The sequence below is a fragment of the Chryseobacterium sp. HNCC26DJ239 genome, from assembly GCF_057180445.1.
In genome coordinates, this window is the sequence record NZ_JBXUGJ010000007.1 from 41,910 (window position 1) to 57,451 (window position 15,542).

Consider the following 15,542-nt stretch of genomic DNA (forward strand, 5'->3'; position numbering starts at 1 on the left):
TTTAAACTAAAATAGCAAAAAAACCATCTCGATAGGAGATGGTTTCTATTATTTTTTTGAATGCTTACTAATTAGTTTGCTGCTCTTTTTGCTGCTTTCGCTGCTTTTTTAGCTTCTTTTTCAGCGATTTTTGCTGCTTTTTTTTCAGCTTCAGCTTTTGCTTTCAATTCTTCTGGTGTAAGAGGTTTTGGTTCTGGAGCGTTTGGATCTACATTTCCTTTAATGTAGATTACGCTTCTGCTGTTTGCAGGATCGTTAGAAAATACCTCAATCATTTTGTTGAACTGTCCTTGATTAGCAGTGTTGTATCCAACTTTAATTTTCGCAGATTTTCCAGGTAAGATAGGATCTTGGCTCCATTCAGGAACTGTACATCCGCAAGAAGGTTTTACGTTAGAAAGAACCAAAGGTTTGTCACCTGTATTTGTCACAGTAAAGAATCTTGTTCCCTCAGATCCTGGTTTAATTGTACCATAATCGAAAGTAGTAGTATCAAAAGTGATAGTTTGTGCAGATGCAAAAGCAAATGTTCCCATTAAAGCAATTCCTGCCAATAAATTTTTCATATTCTGAATGTTAATATGTTTGTTAGATAAATTTTGAAGAACAAAGTTAAAAATTATTTTAATTAATGCTTGGATTTTTTTAGATTAAACTATTTTTGCAAATTGTAAAGTAAAGAAACAGAATTTTATGCAGATTTCAGAAAAGTACAATCCACAGGAAACAGAACAAAAGTGGTACAATTACTGGTTGGAAAACAAATACTTCCATTCAGAGCCCAATGATAAGCCGCCGTACACTGTTGTAATTCCTCCTCCAAACGTTACGGGGATCTTACACATGGGGCATATGCTTAATAATACTATTCAAGATGTTCTGGTCCGTCGTGCAAGAATGCAAGGCTTTAATGCTTGTTGGGTTCCGGGAACAGATCACGCTTCAATTGCTACTGAAGCTAAAGTTGTTGCTAAACTGAAATCAGAAGGAGTCAGCAAGTCTGATATTACCAGAGAAGAATTCTTGAAACACGCTTGGGATTGGACTGATAAATATGGAGGTACCATTCTTGAACAATTAAAAAAATTAGGTTGTTCTTGCGACTGGGATAGAACTCGTTTTACGATGGAGCCTAAACTTTCTCAGCAGGTGATCAAATCTTTTGTTGATTTATACAATAAAGGATTGATTTATCGTGGCTACAGAATGGTAAACTGGGATCCGGAAGCAAAAACAAATATTTCTGATGAAGAAGTAATCTTCAAAGAACAAAACGGAAAACTATATTTCCTTAAATATAAAATCGAATCTTCGGCTGGCTCAGATACCGAAGAATATTTATCGGTGGCTACAACGCGTCCTGAAACGATTTTTGGAGATACTGCAGTTTGTATCAATCCAAATGACGAGAGATACGCTCATTTAAAAGGTAAAAAAGTAATCGTACCTATCGTAAACAGAGTAATTCCTATCATTGAAGACGAATATGTTGATATTGAATTCGGAACGGGCGCTTTAAAAATTACGCCTGCGCACGACATCAACGATTACGAAATCGGACAAAAACACAATCTTCAAATGATTGATGCTTTGGATGATGATGGTAATTTAAATGAACACGGTTTACATTACGCAGGTAAAAACAGATTCGAGGTTAGAAAGCAGATTGCTAAAGAATTAGAAGAAAATGATCTTTTGTTGAAGGCAGAAGATTACGTAAATAAAGTAGGAACTTCAGAAAGAACAGGCGCTGTTATTGAGCCTAAAGTTTCTGTTCAGTGGTTCTTAAAAATGTCTGAAATTGCAAAACCAGCTTTGGATGTTGTAATGGATGATGAGGTGAAATTTTATCCCGAAAAGTTTAAAAACACCTACAAACACTGGATGGAAAACATCCGCGATTGGAATATTTCTCGTCAGCTTTGGTGGGGACAGCAAATTCCTGCATTCTATTACGGAGACGGAGAAAATGATTTCGTTGTTGCAGAAACTATCGAAGATGCATTAGCTTTAGCTAAAGAAAAAACTGGCAACTCAGAACTCGAAACTCGAAACTTGAGACAAGACGAAGACGCTTTAGATACATGGTTCTCTTCTTGGTTGTGGCCAATGTCGGTTTTCGACGGTTTATTAGACCCTGAAAATAAAGACATCAATTATTATTACCCGACTTCAGACTTGGTAACAGGTCCGGATATTATCTTTTTCTGGGTAGCTAGAATGATTATGGCTGGATTGGAGTACAGAAAAGAAGTTCCGTTCAAAAATGTTTATTTTACAGGGATTGTAAGAGATAAGCAAAGAAGAAAGATGTCTAAATCTTTAGGAAATTCTCCAGACCCTTTAGAATTGATGGATAAATACGGAGCAGATGGAGTTCGTGTTGGGATTTTATTGAGTTCTGCGGCAGGAAATGACCTTCTTTTTGATGAAGATTTGATGCTTCAGGGAAGAAATTTCATGACGAAAATTTGGAGTGCATTCCGTTTGATTAACATGTGGAATCATGAAGATAAACCTGCCAATACAACTGAACTTCAAACGATTGAATGGTTCGAAAATAAATTAAACAAAACCATTGTTGAAATTAATGACCAGTTTGAAAAATTCAGAATTTCTGATGCTTTACATTTAATTTATAAGTTAATTTGGGACGATTTCTGTGGTTGGTATTTGGAAGCCATTAAACCGAATTATGGTGAAGGAATTTCTAAAGAAGTGTACAATAAAACGGTTTCACTTTTCGAAGAATTAATGAAGTTGATTCATCCATTTATGCCTTTCCAATCGGAAGAAATTTGGCAGTTGATTTCCGAAAGAAAAACTGATGAAGCGTTAGTAATCGCTCAACAGAAAAAAGCTGAAAATTTCAGCGAAGAAATCATCCAAAACTTTGAAACAGCTTCAGAAATTATTTCTGGTGTTAGAAATTACCGTCAAACAAAAGGAATTTCGCCAAGAGAAGCTGTGGAAGTTTATACTAATGCTTCAGAATTTGCCAACGAATCGGTGATTAAAAAATTAGCCAACGTTTCTGAAATTCATTTCGGAACAAAAACTGATAAACCTAGTTTTACTTTCCTGGTTGGAGCGACAGAAATTTCAATTCCTTTGAGTGAAAACTTAGATTTAGCTGAAGAAAAAGCTAAAACTGAGGAAGAATTGAAGTATTTAAAAGGTTTCTTGGTTTCTGTAGATAAAAAACTTTCAAACGAAAAGTTTGTTGCCAACGCAAAACCTGAAATTGTAGAAGTAGAGCGTAAAAAACAAAAAGATGCGCTAGACAAAATTGCAATTTTGGAAGAGAAGCTGAAGAGTTTATAATTTAAAAGGTTTAGGTTAAGGTTGAGTTTCTGGCTTAGCCTAAACCTTAATCTTAGCCTAAAATTAATAATGACACACATTAAAAACATATCAAAATTATTCTCAAAAAACTTTGTGGAAAGCCCATTGTTAGAGAGTTTTGAAGTAGGGAAAATTTACCTTTCGAGCGGTAAACTGGTTGCTTGTGACCCTGTGATTACAAGCGATATGCTTCCTTTTACAACAGAATTTCCAAAGGGAGACTTTCAAGTTTTGCTTCACAAAGAAAGAGAAAGCAATTGCGTAGCGTATGCAGAGATTATTTTTAATAATTCTGACGTAAGCGATTGGCAAATGGCGACCACAAAAGGTCAAAATGTAAAAGAACTTACAGATGAAGAGGTTTTTGGGTATCCTGTAGAAAGCGGAATGGCTTGTTTTATGGATGTTGATACTCAAAATAGCCTTAATGAGCTTGAACAAAAGCTTTTCCAAAGAAAAGGAGACGATTTCATGGGAATTTATGAAGAGTTCTTTCATGATCATTTCTTTGATGAAAATGGAGCGATAGATCAGTTTGCACTTCTTAAGCCTTCTGAAAATAAAGCAGGCAATATTTTTGCTTTTGAAGCAGGATATGGCGAAGGTTTTTATGCAAGCTACATCGGTTTTGATGCACAAAAAAATCCTGTGAAAATAGTTACAGAATTTATTGAAATTCAGTAGTTTTTAAATTTTTGGAAATGTCTTAAGCAAATAATTTTATTGTTTGTCTGTTCTTTTTTCATATTTGGAAATACTTTGAGAGCTTTGCTGAGTATAAAACGCAGTTTTACGAACGTAGTTCTGCCTTTGTGAACTTGAAAACAGCGAATAGCATAGAAAAATCTTTGCGCTCTTTGCGTTAATTTTTTTATAATTGAAAACAGATGTTTATTATAAATTTTACATTCAAAATTATTTAGTGCATACTTAAAAAAGCAATTGCGTATTTTTAAACCAACATAATTTTCCACCTTTATGGTGGAATGTTTTTATGCTATGGAACGAAAATTTCTCACCAATCAAAACGGAGCCAAAATTTGTCTTCATATTTTCAGTCCGGAAGTTGAATCCACAAAGCTTTTGCTTATTAATTCGGCGACTGGAGTTCGACAACAGATTTACTTTTCTTTTGCAGAAAGCGCTAAAAGAAGAGGTTTTACGGTGATTACCTACGATTATGAAGGAATTGGGCTTTCAAAACCGGTTAATTTGAAGAAATCCAAAGCATCGATGAGGTCTTGGGGAAATACCGATTTTGTATTAATAACCGAGTTTATCACTCAAAATTTTCCTCATCACAACAAGTTTTGCCTTGGTCATTCTGTTGGCGCTTTAATTTTAGGGATGAATCCTAATTCTGAAATCTTCAAACAATTTATTTTTGTTGCAACTCAAACCGCTTACGTTGGAAATTTAAAACCGAAAACAAAAGTTGAAGCATTTTTAGGTTTCGGAATTGCACAGCCTTTATCAACTTGGTTATTAGGATATTTCCCTGGAAATTGGTTTGGTTTAGGAGAAAGTCTTCCAAAAAATTGCGCTTACGACTGGAGAACCTTAATTTTGAACCGAAAATCTACCAGCAGATTACTCGAAAAAACTGACGATTTTTCTAAGCAACTGCATCAGAAAACTCTTGTGGTTTATGCAGAAGACGATGTTTGGCTTACAGAGAAAGGTGTAAAAAGTCTTCTGGAAAAAGCATATTCTAATTTAAAACCTGAATATCGTCTGATAAAAACTTCGGAATCTGAAAAAGGTGAAATTGGGCATATCAATTTCTTTAGAAGCTATAATGAAAAGCTTTGGAACATTATTTTTGAATTTTTAAATAAAACATGATTACAACAATAGATAAAACCGTAGAATTTGTAAAAAAACAATTAGAAGGGGCAGAAGCAGGCCACGATTGGTTTCACATCGAAAGGGTTTGGAAATTATCAAAAAAAATCGCTGCAACCGAAAATTGTAATGGAGAAGTGGTAGAACTTTCAGCTTTGCTGCACGATATTGCAGATCCGAAATTTCATAATGGTGATGAGACTTTAGCGTTAAAAATTTCCAGAGAATTGTTGGAAGGTTTTAGCGTAGACGAAGAAACTATTGCTCAAGTTTTATTTGTGATTCAGAATATTTCTTTTAAAAACAGAAACGAAGCTCCAAAAGATTTACCAATTGAATTGAAAATCGTTCAAGATGCCGATAGAATTGATGCAATTGGCGCTATCGGAATTGCCAGAACGTTTAATTTTGGTGGTTTTAAAAATAATTTGATGTATCATCCTGATATTGCTCCAAAGCTAAATATGTCGAAAGAAGAATACAAAAAATCGAACGGTACAACCATTAATCATTTCTACGAAAAGCTTTTGCTTTTAAAAGATTTGATGAACACTCAAGAAGGCAAAAAAATTGCAGAACAAAGACATCAATTTATGCTCAATTTCCTCGATCAATTTTATAACGAGTGGAATGTTGATTAATTTTTAGTTTAAAAAAATCAATTCTTATCTTTGCTCTATGGGATTTATTCTTTCACTGATTTTTTTTCTCCTCGTACTTTCTCTTTTCCTTTCTAAAGTAAAAAACGGAAAGGCAGGAAAACTGTCAAAACTCTTCAGGATTTTGAGTCTTGTTGTATCTATATCGATTTTTACGTATTGGTTTGTTAAAAAAAGTACAGTTGCAATGGTAGAGAATTCTGTGTCTCTTCAACTGATTAATAAATTACCTCAAACATTAGATTTCTATCTGATAAAAGTTAACAAAAGTCCTTCGGGATCTCTTTTAGAAACCACTCATGTAGGAAAAATTAGACCTGAATATTACATGGTTGAATACTTGAACATGAAAAATTCTGATGAATATTGGATTGCCGGTTATCTCGGAAAGAAAAATATGGTCTATTTCTCACAACATTCTGTTCCGAATAAAAACATCGACCAAATGGTTGAAGTTCAGAATTACATTAATCAAAGCGAAAAACTCTCGGCAAAAGCAAAAAAAGAGATTGAGGCCTATAATTATGAAACCATGTTTTCAGGAATTTGGGTTACCATGAATTTATTACTGATTTTCCTTAATCTCGTTCTTATTTTACGCAAAAAAAGTTAAAATAAAGTCTGAGTGGTGGTTTGCGCCATTATTGGGATGTGTAGCTCTGTTTTCCATTCTTCATTCATGTTTTTGATGAAGTACGCAGACAAAAGCGGTGACGCTTTTTCTAAGTTTTGATGCACGAAAAAGTAAAGATTTTGCAAACCTTCTTCTTTCCAAACGCTAAGGTGTTTCAACCAGTCATCAAGTCTTTGGTAATCGCTTTCTGCATTGGCTCCAACATATCTTATAAACGCAGTTGGCGTCGTTAATCTCATGTGAAGCATATCTCTTCTTCCCGCTGTATCTACGATAATATTGGTAATGTTGTGCTCTTCAAAAAGCTGACAGGTTTTATCGAAAATTTCTTCATCAGTAAACCAATCTGTATTTCTTAGTTCGATAGCGAGCGGAACTTCTTGAGGCCATTTGTTTACAAATTGTTCCAATCTTTCGTAATCTTTCGGTTTGAAATTATCATGAAGCTGTAGAAAAACCATTCCTAGCTTTTCATCAAAATTTAACACAGCGGTTGCAAATTGCGTTACCACATCATCAATATTCAAAAGTCTTCTGAAATGCGAAACAGTGTTGGTGATTTTCGGGAAAAATTTAAAATCATTCGGAGTTTTTTCTTTCCAGGTTTGTACTTGTTCAGAAGTTGGCATTCCGTAGAAAGTGGCGTTCAATTCAATGGAATTAAACTGAGTAGAGTAGTATCCCAATTCGTCTTTCGTACCTTTTGGGTAAAAGCCTTTAAGATCGGTTTTGTTCCATTTTGCGCAACCTATCGAGATGTTTTCTAAGCCTTTTTTGTTTTTGCTTAAAATTTCCTTCGTTCTTGAATGGTCTTTTGGAAGAGTGAAATCTACTTTTGAAGGATCTTCAACTTGTCCGAATTTCATAGCTATGTTTTTTTGTGATAAGAAAATTTGGTAAACTACTGCGTAATCAACTCCTGAATTTGCTTTCTAAGCGCCTGATTTTTCTTACGCGTTTTAAATATCTTCAACAACAAGAAACTCAAGATTAAAAATACAAATGCTGAGATTAAAATATTGATTATAAGATGTTTTCTGTTATCAGAATTCAGTTTTTCAGTTTTTTCCTTTTCAGAATTATTAATAAAAGAATTGATCGATTTTAGTTCGTTTTGCTCTCTCTGAAATTGAGTTTTTTTATAGAAATCATTATTTTCTACATGCTTTTGAAAGTTTCCAAGACTTAAATAATTATCTGCTAAACCTTTATAAATTCCTTCACTTAAAACCAAATCGCCAATATTTTGAGCTTTTACTTTAGCAATTTCGAGCAGCTCGACCGCTTTTTGAGGATTGTCTCTCTGCGAATTCAGATCTGCTAAACCTTTCAGTGCATAAGCCTCCAAACTATGTGCTTGCGACTTTTTTGCATAGTCTAAAGATCTGTTGAAGTATTTCTCTGCTTCAACAAAATTATTTACGTTAATAAAAGTATAGCCAATGTTGTAATAAACGATGCTTATATTGTTAATGGTAGGTCCGTTTTGTTCTGCTTTTTCAAAGTTTTGAATAGAAGTAAAAAATTTCTTTAAAGCAATTTCGTTGTTTTTTTGTGACTTATAGATAATTCCTTTAATCGCATAGCTTTTGCCTAGCCAACTATTTTTTTGAAGATCATATTCAGCATTTAGATTATTGCAAAGAGTGTCTACTTGATCTAAAATTTCAAAACTCTTGGTGTACAATTCCATTTGCTCATACTGAATGGCAATAAGAATCATTGCATCAATTTTTGCGGTGAAATCTTTAGAATCTTTCAAAAGCTGCTGCGCTTTTAGCAAAGTCTTGTAAGATGCATCAGAATTTCTTTTTGCGGTGTACGCTTTGGCAAGAAAAAGGTAATACTTTAATTTTTTATCAGGATCTTTTTCAGAATCAATTATTTGGTTAGAAATTTCTATCGCTTTGTCTGGATTTTCATACAAATAATGCTGTATTTCTTTAAATACAGAATCGTTGGACTTGTTTTGTGCCTTCGTCGTTAAAGGAAGAAACAACATCAACATCAAAAATAAAACAGTGTGCTTTCTCATGCTTTTTTTTGTGTGTTTATTTGTTGAATAAAATCGTTCGGAGACATACCGGTAATAGATTTAAAAACGGCTGTAAATGCGCTGTGAGAAGAAAAACCACTTATCTCTGCAAGATAACTTACCTTGTAATTTAGATACGCAGGATCGGTTTTCAGCAGATTGATAACGTGTCTAATTCTTAAATCATTGATGTACGAATTGAATTTCTTTTCTTTATGAATTTTAATAACTTCAGAAAGATACTTTATATTGGTTTCCAGCTCTGAAGCGAGTAGAGGAAGAGACATTTGCTTGCTTAAAAATAGCTCAGAATTTTCAAAATCTTCTAATTTATCAATAAGTTCCTGCTCTTTTTCCGGTGAAAGCAAACTTGTCTTTTTAGCAGGAGGAATGGTTTCCTTTTTCTCTTCTTCAATAATTTTTTCTTCTTTTAAAGCCGCTTTTTGAGCGTTTTTTGCTTTTACTTTTGCTTTTTCAAAATAATTATTAAAGAAACTTACCTGTTTTTGTAGATCTTTTTCTTTTCGATGAACCGCGTAGTAAATTCCGCCTAGTAAAAGGATAAGGAAACTCCCTGTTAGAACAATAATTTTTGTATTGGAAGCGGATTCTGATTCATAAAAATCCAGTTCTTTATTATTTACATCTTCAAGAATTCCTACTAAATAGCTTGTTGCAGATTTTTTATTTTCATCGATTTTATCTTTCAGACTTTCATATTGCTCTCTGTTGGTCTGAAACTCTGTGTTATTATTGGTTGCAAGATATGCCTTGGAAAGTCCTTCAAAAATTTTAAGATCTAAGATGTCATAATTTAGATTTGTTATTTTAGTTTGCGCTTGGTGGAGAAGATCTATACTTTCTGCGTAACGCTGCTGCATAAAACGTAATCTCGCCAAGTTTTCTAAAGCTAAAGCTTGTAAAAAGACATATCTGGATAAATTTTTATGGTCTAAAACAGATTGTATTTCGTATTCAGCATCCTTGAATTTTTTCTGATTGAGATAAGAAGTGCCTTTTAAAAGCTGATTTTCAGTCCTTAAAATATAAATTTCTTGGCTTTCAGAATGAATTAATGCGTTGCTTTTTTCCAAATACTCTAAAGCGGTATCATATTTCTTTAAAATGGCAAAATTAATAGCTTGTAACTGATAAATTTTTGCAAGTGTAAGATCTCTTTGTGGGTGATCAGGAAAGTCTCCTTCTTCTAAAAGTTGGGTGATAACTTTTTGAGATTGTTCGTAAAGCCCAATGTTTTGATACTGATCTGCAACGCAAAAACTAAGAAAAAACTGATGAAATGCAGTGTGATCTTTACTTAGGGTTTCTTCTTTATCAAAAACAGATTTAGCAGCGTTTACGTAGTCGCCTTGCAATGCATAAGATTGAGCCTCGATGTGCTGATAAAAGAGACGGTCTTCTTTTTTATCATTCATCATCAAATCTTGGGTGAGCTTCAATCCTGTTTCGGGATTACTGTAGATACTCCCAATCGCTTTATCTAAAAAATATTGATAATCTTCTTTTCCTTGCGCATGCGCAAAAAAAGAGATCAGTAGTAATGTATATGATAGTATGTATTTCAAAATATCCTTTAGGTGACAAAAATACAGGTTTTTTTTGAGTTAAAAAATATCTATTTCCCTAACATAATTCGGGAATGTTGGTTTTTACATAATATTTCAAGTTTATTTGTAAATTATTGAAATGTAATGTGTTGTGTATTTTTTAATACTGAATTTCTAGAATTTACAAACCCTATTTCTTTCTTATGATAAGTAACTAGAGTAAATTCGCATTGTTAAATATCATTAAAAACGAACTAAAACGATCTAATGAAAATTTTTTCTTTTCTTTTTTTAATTATAGGTTTTACCGTTTTCGGGCAAACTTATTATACGGGAGGAGTGTATGGAGGTGCAGGTATGGATTTTCCCAATAAAGCTGCAAAAGACTCTAATGGTAATGTGTATACTACAGGAATTTATCAGGGATCAATCAATTTTGGTGCAAATGTAATAAATGCTGTAGGAGGTACAGCCGATGGTTATTTAACAAAACATGATGCTAACGGAAACCCAGTTTGGGTAAAAAGTTTTCAAGGGATTCCAGCAAATGCAGCTGTAGATGTAGCAGTAGATAGTAATAATAATATTTATTTGGTAGGATATTTTCAAGGTTCTGGAAGTAACTCTTTCGATGCAAACCCAGCGAGTTTAGATGATGATGGTCTGTATTCTACACCTAATTCTGATGAGTATTGGTTGTCTCAACCTGCCATAATCCAAAGTCGTGATGGTTTTATTATTAAACTAGACAGCAATGGTAATTTTGTTTGGGCAAGGCAAATTAGTAATCCTACAGGAGCTGCCGCAAACGAGGATATTACAGCTATTAGAGTTGATAGTAACGGTGATATTTATATGGTAGGAAATTATATTCTTGCAGATTTTGATCCAGACCCAAATGTTTCTAACGTTTTAACTGCAGATAATGGTGCAGCAAGTAATGCAGATGGTTTCTTGCTAAAAATTACATCGAGTGGAGCTTTTGCTTGGGTAAAGACATTTATTGGAACAGGAGGTATTACAAAACCTAATGATCTTGCTATCGACGCTTCAAACAACATTTATATTGTTGGTCAATTTATTGGAAGTATTGATCTTAATCCAGATCCAACTGCAACTGCTAATTTCACTTCTAATGGTAATTATGATGTTTACCTAGCGAAATACGACTCCAACGGAAATTATCTTTGGGCAAATACGTTCGGAAGTACTGCCGCAGATATTCCTAATGTAGTAAAAGTTCTATCTAGTGGTGTTTATATTGGAGGTTATGTTTCTGGAGTAACAGATTTCGATCCTTCTTCTGGTGTAAATTCAATCACTCCGAGTGGTTCTATAGATGGGTTTGTTAGTAAATTTTCAACTTCTGGAACGTATCAGTTTACCAATACCTATGGTGGTGCAACAACTTCTATAGACCAGGTAAATGATATTGAAGAAATGAATGGAACTGTTTTAATTACGGGTGATTTTGCTGGAACAGCAGACTTCGATACAGGAGCGGGGGTAGCTTCTGCAACTGCAAACGGAACGGATATTTTCCTGGTTAAAATTTCTTCAACTGGAGGTTATATGCAACATTTAGTGTATGGAGATTTAGGAACTGAAGATAATGGGAAATTAGAAATCCTTAACGGTAATAAAATTATGGTTTATGGAGCTTTCCAATCTACAGGTATCGATGTAAATCCTTTCTCTGGTGTTGCTGCATTCTCAAATATTGCGCAAAGAGATATTTTCTGGTCGGTAATTTCAGAATCTTTCTTAGCAACCAATGATATTACAAAAACACCAAAGAATTTTGGAATTTATCCAAATCCAGCCGTAGATTTTGTAACCATCAAAACAAACGAAAAAGTAACTAAATACGAAATCTTCTCAATGGAAGGTAGAGTCGTAGGAAAAGGAGAAGTTGTAAACAATACCGTAAATGTAGCACAACTTCAAACCGGAAACTACATCATGAATATAAAAGTTGGAGATTCTTGGATCTCTCACAAATTAATTAAAAAGTAATTTTTCATCATATTCCTATTTTAATGAATCACTGCGAATTTTCGCAGTGGTTTTTTTTATGTAAAATAAAACGGAATCTTAGTAGGATTCCGTTGGTTAAATTATTTTTTGCTCCGGAGGAGCAAAACCTTTGTAACGATATATTTTGTTGTAGAAACAGAATTTCGCGGGAGCTCAATCTTATTTTTCATTTAATTTTTCAATCCAAAAATAGCTTTCTTATTTTCATGATAAAGACTATCTGCGTTCTTGAGCATTTTTACTTTTACCGTGTTTCGATTGAGTGGAGTGAAAAATTTTTCAGGAAAAGAAGCTTGAATCAAATATTTTCTTTTTTTAATCTCCGAATATTTCTGTTTAACGATTTTAAGGTTTTTTCTAATTCTCAGTTTTTTGCTTGAAAACGATTTATAATTTTCAAAATCATTGTCAGATATATTAAAGCCATACCAAGTTCTATTTTCATTTAAAATAATTGGGGTATAATACGTTCTTTTATGCACTAATTTTCCAGTTTCGTCTTTTACCAAATAAATAATAACATAATCGTAAAATGAATACTGAATTTGATTCATGTGCGTATAAGAATCAAAACTAATGGTGTCGGTACTAATTTCTTCGTCAAAAGATTTTTCAACCTTGTACACATTTTTGTATTTCAAATAGAAGCTATTTCCAGAAGGAACTCTTTCAACAGATATTTTTTTGCCTATAAAAGCGTAAATTTTCGATTGACAAAATAAAGAAGTTGAAATTAATAAAAGAACTATGGTGATTATTTGCTTCATCATGTTTTAATCTTCAGGTTCCAATTCAAAAATATCTTCTATTTTTTTACCGAAATGTTTAGCGATTTTTAAGGCTAAAACTGTGGATGGAACGTATTTTCCGGCTTCCATAGCATTGATGGTTTGCCTGGAAACTCCAATGATTTTGGCTAAATCTTCCTGCGTGATGCTCTTTAATGCTCGTTCTACTTTGATGGTATTTTTCATTTTTTCAACAGTAAATAATTAAACCTAAAAACGTACAAAACCAAAGGTAAAAACATAATAAGAATCATCATTGTAAAGAAAACGCTTCCGAAAACGGTTACAAATAAAAGCAAAATAAAAGAGTACGAAACAATGAGACTCCAAAAAACAGATCGCAATCTGAGGCTTGAAATGTACTCGTCTTCTGTTTGTTCTTTCGAGAAACCAACAAGAATTCCTCCGATGATAATTAAAATTCCAAAAAGATTCGGAAATAAATCGATTGTTGTCGTTTTAAAGAAACCAACATCATCACCTGTAAATGACAATCCATTGTTAAAGAAAACAGGAACTGAAATTTCAACATTCTTCAATACATCAGAAAGTGTCAGAATTCCCATGATTAATGACGGAATAAAAATAAACCAACCCATCTTTTTAAAGCCATGCGGAAAAAGCTGTAATGTTTTCATATCTAATATTTTTAAATTGATAATTCAAATGTAATAAAAACTTTACAAAATGTAAAAAATGTTTTACATTTTTAATTCAAAAAAAAACCGCAGAAAAATTTTCTACGGTTAATTATATATTTAGTAGCCATCAAAATTGGCTCTTTTTACTTTTTACTTGGCTCTAAATTTTGAGCGAAGTCGAAGGGTTAAGCTTCACAAGCTGAACAGCTCACGAAATTCACCATTAATTCTTTAGAAACAGAAGAACTTCTTTGGTAGTATAACGTTTTTACGCCTTTCTTCCAGGCTTCAATGTAAAGATAGTTTACGTCTTTTACAGGCATTGTAGAAGGAATTTGGAGGTTCAAAGACTGAGCTTGGTCAATATACTGCTGTCTTTGCGCCGCCTGAGAAATAATCTCCATTGGAGAAATCTCTTTAAACGTTTTAAATACTGCTTTTTCTTCGTCTGTCAACTCTTTTAAATGCTGTACAGAACCGTGGTTCAACATAATTGTTCTCCAAGTTTCTTCGTTGTCTAAACCTTTTTCTTCCAATAATTTTGCAAGATATTTGTTCTTACGCATGAAGTTTCCTTTTGCCAAACCAGCTTTGTAGTAGTTGGAAGCAAATGGCTCAATTCCAGGAGAAGTTTGCCCTAAAATAGCCGAGCTTGACGTTGTAGGAGCAATTGCCATTACGGTTGTATTTCTTAAACCGTATCCTTTCAAGATTTCTGGTTCACCGTAGATGTTTGCCAATTCTCTTGAAGCGATTTCAGCCTGTTCTTTAATTCTTCTGAAAGCTCTTGCATTGAATTGTGTTGCCTCAAAACTTTCAAACGGAATCATGTTTTTCTGAAGGTAAGAATGATATCCTAAAACACCTAAACCTAAAGCTCTGTGACGCATTGCAAAGTTTCTTGCACCTTGTAAGTAATAGTTTCCTTCGGTTTTGTCGATAAATTCAGATAAAACAGCGTCTAAGAAATAGATTGCCAATTTTACGGCATCTGTATCTTTCCACTCGTCGTACAATTCTAAGTTCATAGAAGAAAGACAGCAAATGAAAGATTCTTCTCTTGTAGACGGAAGCATAATTTCTGAACACAAATTACTTGCATTAACCGCTAAACCAAGGTCTTTATAAACTTGAGGTTTGTTTCTGTTAACATTGTCGGTAAAGAAAATATAAGGAAGACCTTTTTGTTGGCGGCTTTCCAAAACTCTTGCCCAAACTTTACGTTTTTCCATATCACCGTCAATCATGTCTTGCATCCAGTAATCTGGAACGCAAACACCGGTAAATAAGTTCTGAATTGGGCTTCCGATATCTTTAATTGATAAAAATTCTTCAATATCGCCGTGGTCAATATCCAAATATGCAGCAAAAGCACCTCTTCTTACCCCACCTTGAGAAACCACATCCATCGCAGTATCAAAAAGCTTCATGAAAGAAACTGCTCCTGAAGATTTACCATTGTCTGTTACCGCAGTTCCACGGTTACGAAGTTCTCCGAAATATCCAGAAGTTCCGCCACCAATTTTGGTTTGCATAATCACTTCGCCCATTTTGTGGGTAATTCCTTCAATACTGTCTGGAATATGTACGTTGAAGCATGAGATTGGAAGACCTCTCTGCGTTCCCATATTTGCCCAAACCGGAGAAGAGAAACTAATCCATCCTTTGGTAATCATTTCTTTGAAAGCCGGTTGTAATTCAGGCTTGTAAAGTCTTTTTGCCGCTGCAGTGGTAATTCTGTCGATGGCTCCTTCTACGGTTTCACCTTTTAGAAGGTAACCTCTGTTCAACATTTGCTCAGATTCTTCGTTGAGCCACCAAATATTTGTATTTTGTTCTTCCATATTCATCTCAATTATCAAAATGTACGATGTACACTGTTTTTTTATTTTTTTAGGAGCGAGAAATTGTAGTTTCTCTTTTCACTGTCGGTCCCGCTGTCCGTTTTATCTTTTTTCTTGGTGACTTCGGTTACGCTCAGTCACCGTGA

Annotated in this window: 14 protein-coding genes; 6 read left to right on the forward strand and 8 right to left on the reverse strand. The window is 33.8% G+C overall.

From position 1 onward, the window contains the following. Positions 1-71: 71 nt before the first annotated feature. Positions 72-566, reverse strand: a complete 495-nt coding sequence (locus AC2A1D_RS15380) for a DUF1573 domain-containing protein (RefSeq protein WP_484044460.1) — start codon at positions 564-566, stop codon at positions 72-74. Positions 567-693: 127 nt separating this feature from the next. On the opposite strand from AC2A1D_RS15380, the gene AC2A1D_RS15385 reads away from it, so the two are divergent. The 5 genes from AC2A1D_RS15385 (at position 694) to AC2A1D_RS15405 (ending at position 6,462) form a co-directional block, all read left to right on the forward strand. Next, a complete protein-coding gene (locus AC2A1D_RS15385; protein WP_484044461.1) occupies positions 694-3,324 on the forward strand; it encodes a valine--tRNA ligase in 2,631 nt (876 codons plus the stop codon). Positions 3,325-3,393: 69 nt separating this feature from the next. Continuing rightward, a complete protein-coding gene (locus AC2A1D_RS15390; protein WP_484044462.1) occupies positions 3,394-4,029 on the forward strand; it encodes a DUF4241 domain-containing protein in 636 nt (211 codons plus the stop codon). A 315-nt stretch (positions 4,030-4,344) separates the two neighbouring features. Continuing rightward, the gene (locus AC2A1D_RS15395; protein ID WP_484044463.1) at positions 4,345-5,190 is read left to right on the forward strand and encodes an alpha/beta hydrolase family protein; all 846 of its coding nucleotides are present in this window, start codon (positions 4,345-4,347) and stop codon (positions 5,188-5,190) included. Beyond that, entirely contained in the window at positions 5,187-5,831 is a 645-nt protein-coding gene (locus AC2A1D_RS15400) for an HD domain-containing protein (protein ID WP_484044464.1), read from the forward strand. Before AC2A1D_RS15395 ends, AC2A1D_RS15400 begins: the two co-directional genes overlap by 4 nt. Before the next feature lie 37 nt (positions 5,832-5,868). Next, complete coding sequence (locus AC2A1D_RS15405; RefSeq protein WP_484044465.1) at positions 5,869-6,462, forward strand: hypothetical protein; 594 nt, start codon at positions 5,869-5,871, stop codon at positions 6,460-6,462. Here the strand turns inward: AC2A1D_RS15405 and AC2A1D_RS15410 are convergent. Genes AC2A1D_RS15410 through AC2A1D_RS15420 form a run of 3 tightly spaced genes read right to left on the reverse strand, consistent with a single transcriptional unit; the run spans position 6,459 to position 10,104 of the window. Then, positions 6,459-7,349 (reverse strand): DUF72 domain-containing protein, encoded by an 891-nt coding sequence (locus AC2A1D_RS15410; protein ID WP_484044466.1) that lies wholly within the window; start codon positions 7,347-7,349, stop codon positions 6,459-6,461. The genes AC2A1D_RS15405 and AC2A1D_RS15410 overlap by 4 nt on opposite strands. Before the next feature lie 35 nt (positions 7,350-7,384). After that, positions 7,385-8,518 carry a tetratricopeptide repeat protein gene (locus AC2A1D_RS15415; RefSeq protein ID WP_484044467.1) on the reverse strand — a complete coding sequence of 378 codons (1,134 nt, stop codon included), beginning with the start codon at positions 8,516-8,518 and terminating at the stop codon, positions 7,385-7,387. Further along, a complete protein-coding gene (locus tag AC2A1D_RS15420) occupies positions 8,515-10,104 on the reverse strand; it encodes a helix-turn-helix domain-containing protein (RefSeq protein WP_484044468.1) in 1,590 nt (529 codons plus the stop codon). The genes AC2A1D_RS15415 and AC2A1D_RS15420 overlap by 4 nt, the downstream gene beginning before the upstream one ends. Positions 10,105-10,353: 249 nt before the next feature. Between AC2A1D_RS15420 and AC2A1D_RS15425 the strand changes: the two genes are divergently transcribed. Then, a complete protein-coding gene (locus AC2A1D_RS15425; RefSeq protein ID WP_484044469.1) occupies positions 10,354-12,102 on the forward strand; it encodes a T9SS type A sorting domain-containing protein in 1,749 nt (582 codons plus the stop codon). 191 nt (positions 12,103-12,293) lie between these two features. Here the strand turns inward: AC2A1D_RS15425 and AC2A1D_RS15430 are convergent, their stop codons facing one another. The 4 genes from AC2A1D_RS15430 to AC2A1D_RS15445 all read right to left on the reverse strand — a co-directional run bounded on the left by AC2A1D_RS15430 (position 12,294) and on the right by AC2A1D_RS15445 (position 15,396). Continuing rightward, positions 12,294-12,893 (reverse strand): hypothetical protein, encoded by a 600-nt coding sequence (locus AC2A1D_RS15430; protein WP_484044470.1) that lies wholly within the window; start codon positions 12,891-12,893, stop codon positions 12,294-12,296. Between the two features lie 3 nt (positions 12,894-12,896). Continuing rightward, positions 12,897-13,097 carry a helix-turn-helix transcriptional regulator gene (locus AC2A1D_RS15435; protein WP_484044471.1) on the reverse strand — a complete coding sequence of 67 codons (201 nt, stop codon included), beginning with the start codon at positions 13,095-13,097 and terminating at the stop codon, positions 12,897-12,899. Further along, entirely contained in the window at positions 13,094-13,549 is a 456-nt protein-coding gene (locus AC2A1D_RS15440) for a hypothetical protein (RefSeq protein WP_484044472.1), read from the reverse strand. The genes AC2A1D_RS15435 and AC2A1D_RS15440 overlap by 4 nt, the downstream gene beginning before the upstream one ends. Before the next feature lie 188 nt (positions 13,550-13,737). Beyond that, positions 13,738-15,396 carry a ribonucleoside-diphosphate reductase subunit alpha gene (locus tag AC2A1D_RS15445; RefSeq protein ID WP_484044473.1) on the reverse strand — a complete coding sequence of 553 codons (1,659 nt, stop codon included), beginning with the start codon at positions 15,394-15,396 and terminating at the stop codon, positions 13,738-13,740. Between the last annotated feature and the right edge of the window lie 146 nt (positions 15,397-15,542).

Excerpts from the sequence above, each read along its gene's own strand:
- AC2A1D_RS15380 (WP_484044460.1), bottom strand. The coding sequence starts at position 566 with ATGAAAAATTTATTGGCAGGAATTGCTTTAATGGGAACATTTGCTTTT.
- AC2A1D_RS15385 (WP_484044461.1), top strand. The coding sequence starts at position 694 with ATGCAGATTTCAGAAAAGTACAATCCACAGGAAACAGAACAAAAGTGG.
- AC2A1D_RS15390 (WP_484044462.1), top strand. The coding sequence starts at position 3,394 with ATGACACACATTAAAAACATATCAAAATTATTCTCAAAAAACTTTGTG.
- AC2A1D_RS15395 (WP_484044463.1), top strand. The coding sequence starts at position 4,345 with ATGGAACGAAAATTTCTCACCAATCAAAACGGAGCCAAAATTTGTCTT.
- AC2A1D_RS15400 (WP_484044464.1), top strand. The coding sequence starts at position 5,187 with ATGATTACAACAATAGATAAAACCGTAGAATTTGTAAAAAAACAATTA.
- AC2A1D_RS15405 (WP_484044465.1), top strand. The coding sequence starts at position 5,869 with ATGGGATTTATTCTTTCACTGATTTTTTTTCTCCTCGTACTTTCTCTT.
- AC2A1D_RS15410 (WP_484044466.1), bottom strand. The coding sequence starts at position 7,349 with ATGAAATTCGGACAAGTTGAAGATCCTTCAAAAGTAGATTTCACTCTT.
- AC2A1D_RS15415 (WP_484044467.1), bottom strand. The coding sequence starts at position 8,518 with ATGAGAAAGCACACTGTTTTATTTTTGATGTTGATGTTGTTTCTTCCT.
- AC2A1D_RS15425 (WP_484044469.1), top strand. The coding sequence starts at position 10,354 with ATGAAAATTTTTTCTTTTCTTTTTTTAATTATAGGTTTTACCGTTTTC.
- AC2A1D_RS15430 (WP_484044470.1), bottom strand. The coding sequence starts at position 12,893 with ATGATGAAGCAAATAATCACCATAGTTCTTTTATTAATTTCAACTTCT.
- AC2A1D_RS15435 (WP_484044471.1), bottom strand. The coding sequence starts at position 13,097 with ATGAAAAATACCATCAAAGTAGAACGAGCATTAAAGAGCATCACGCAG.
- AC2A1D_RS15440 (WP_484044472.1), bottom strand. The coding sequence starts at position 13,549 with ATGAAAACATTACAGCTTTTTCCGCATGGCTTTAAAAAGATGGGTTGG.
- AC2A1D_RS15445 (WP_484044473.1), bottom strand. The coding sequence starts at position 15,396 with ATGGAAGAACAAAATACAAATATTTGGTGGCTCAACGAAGAATCTGAG.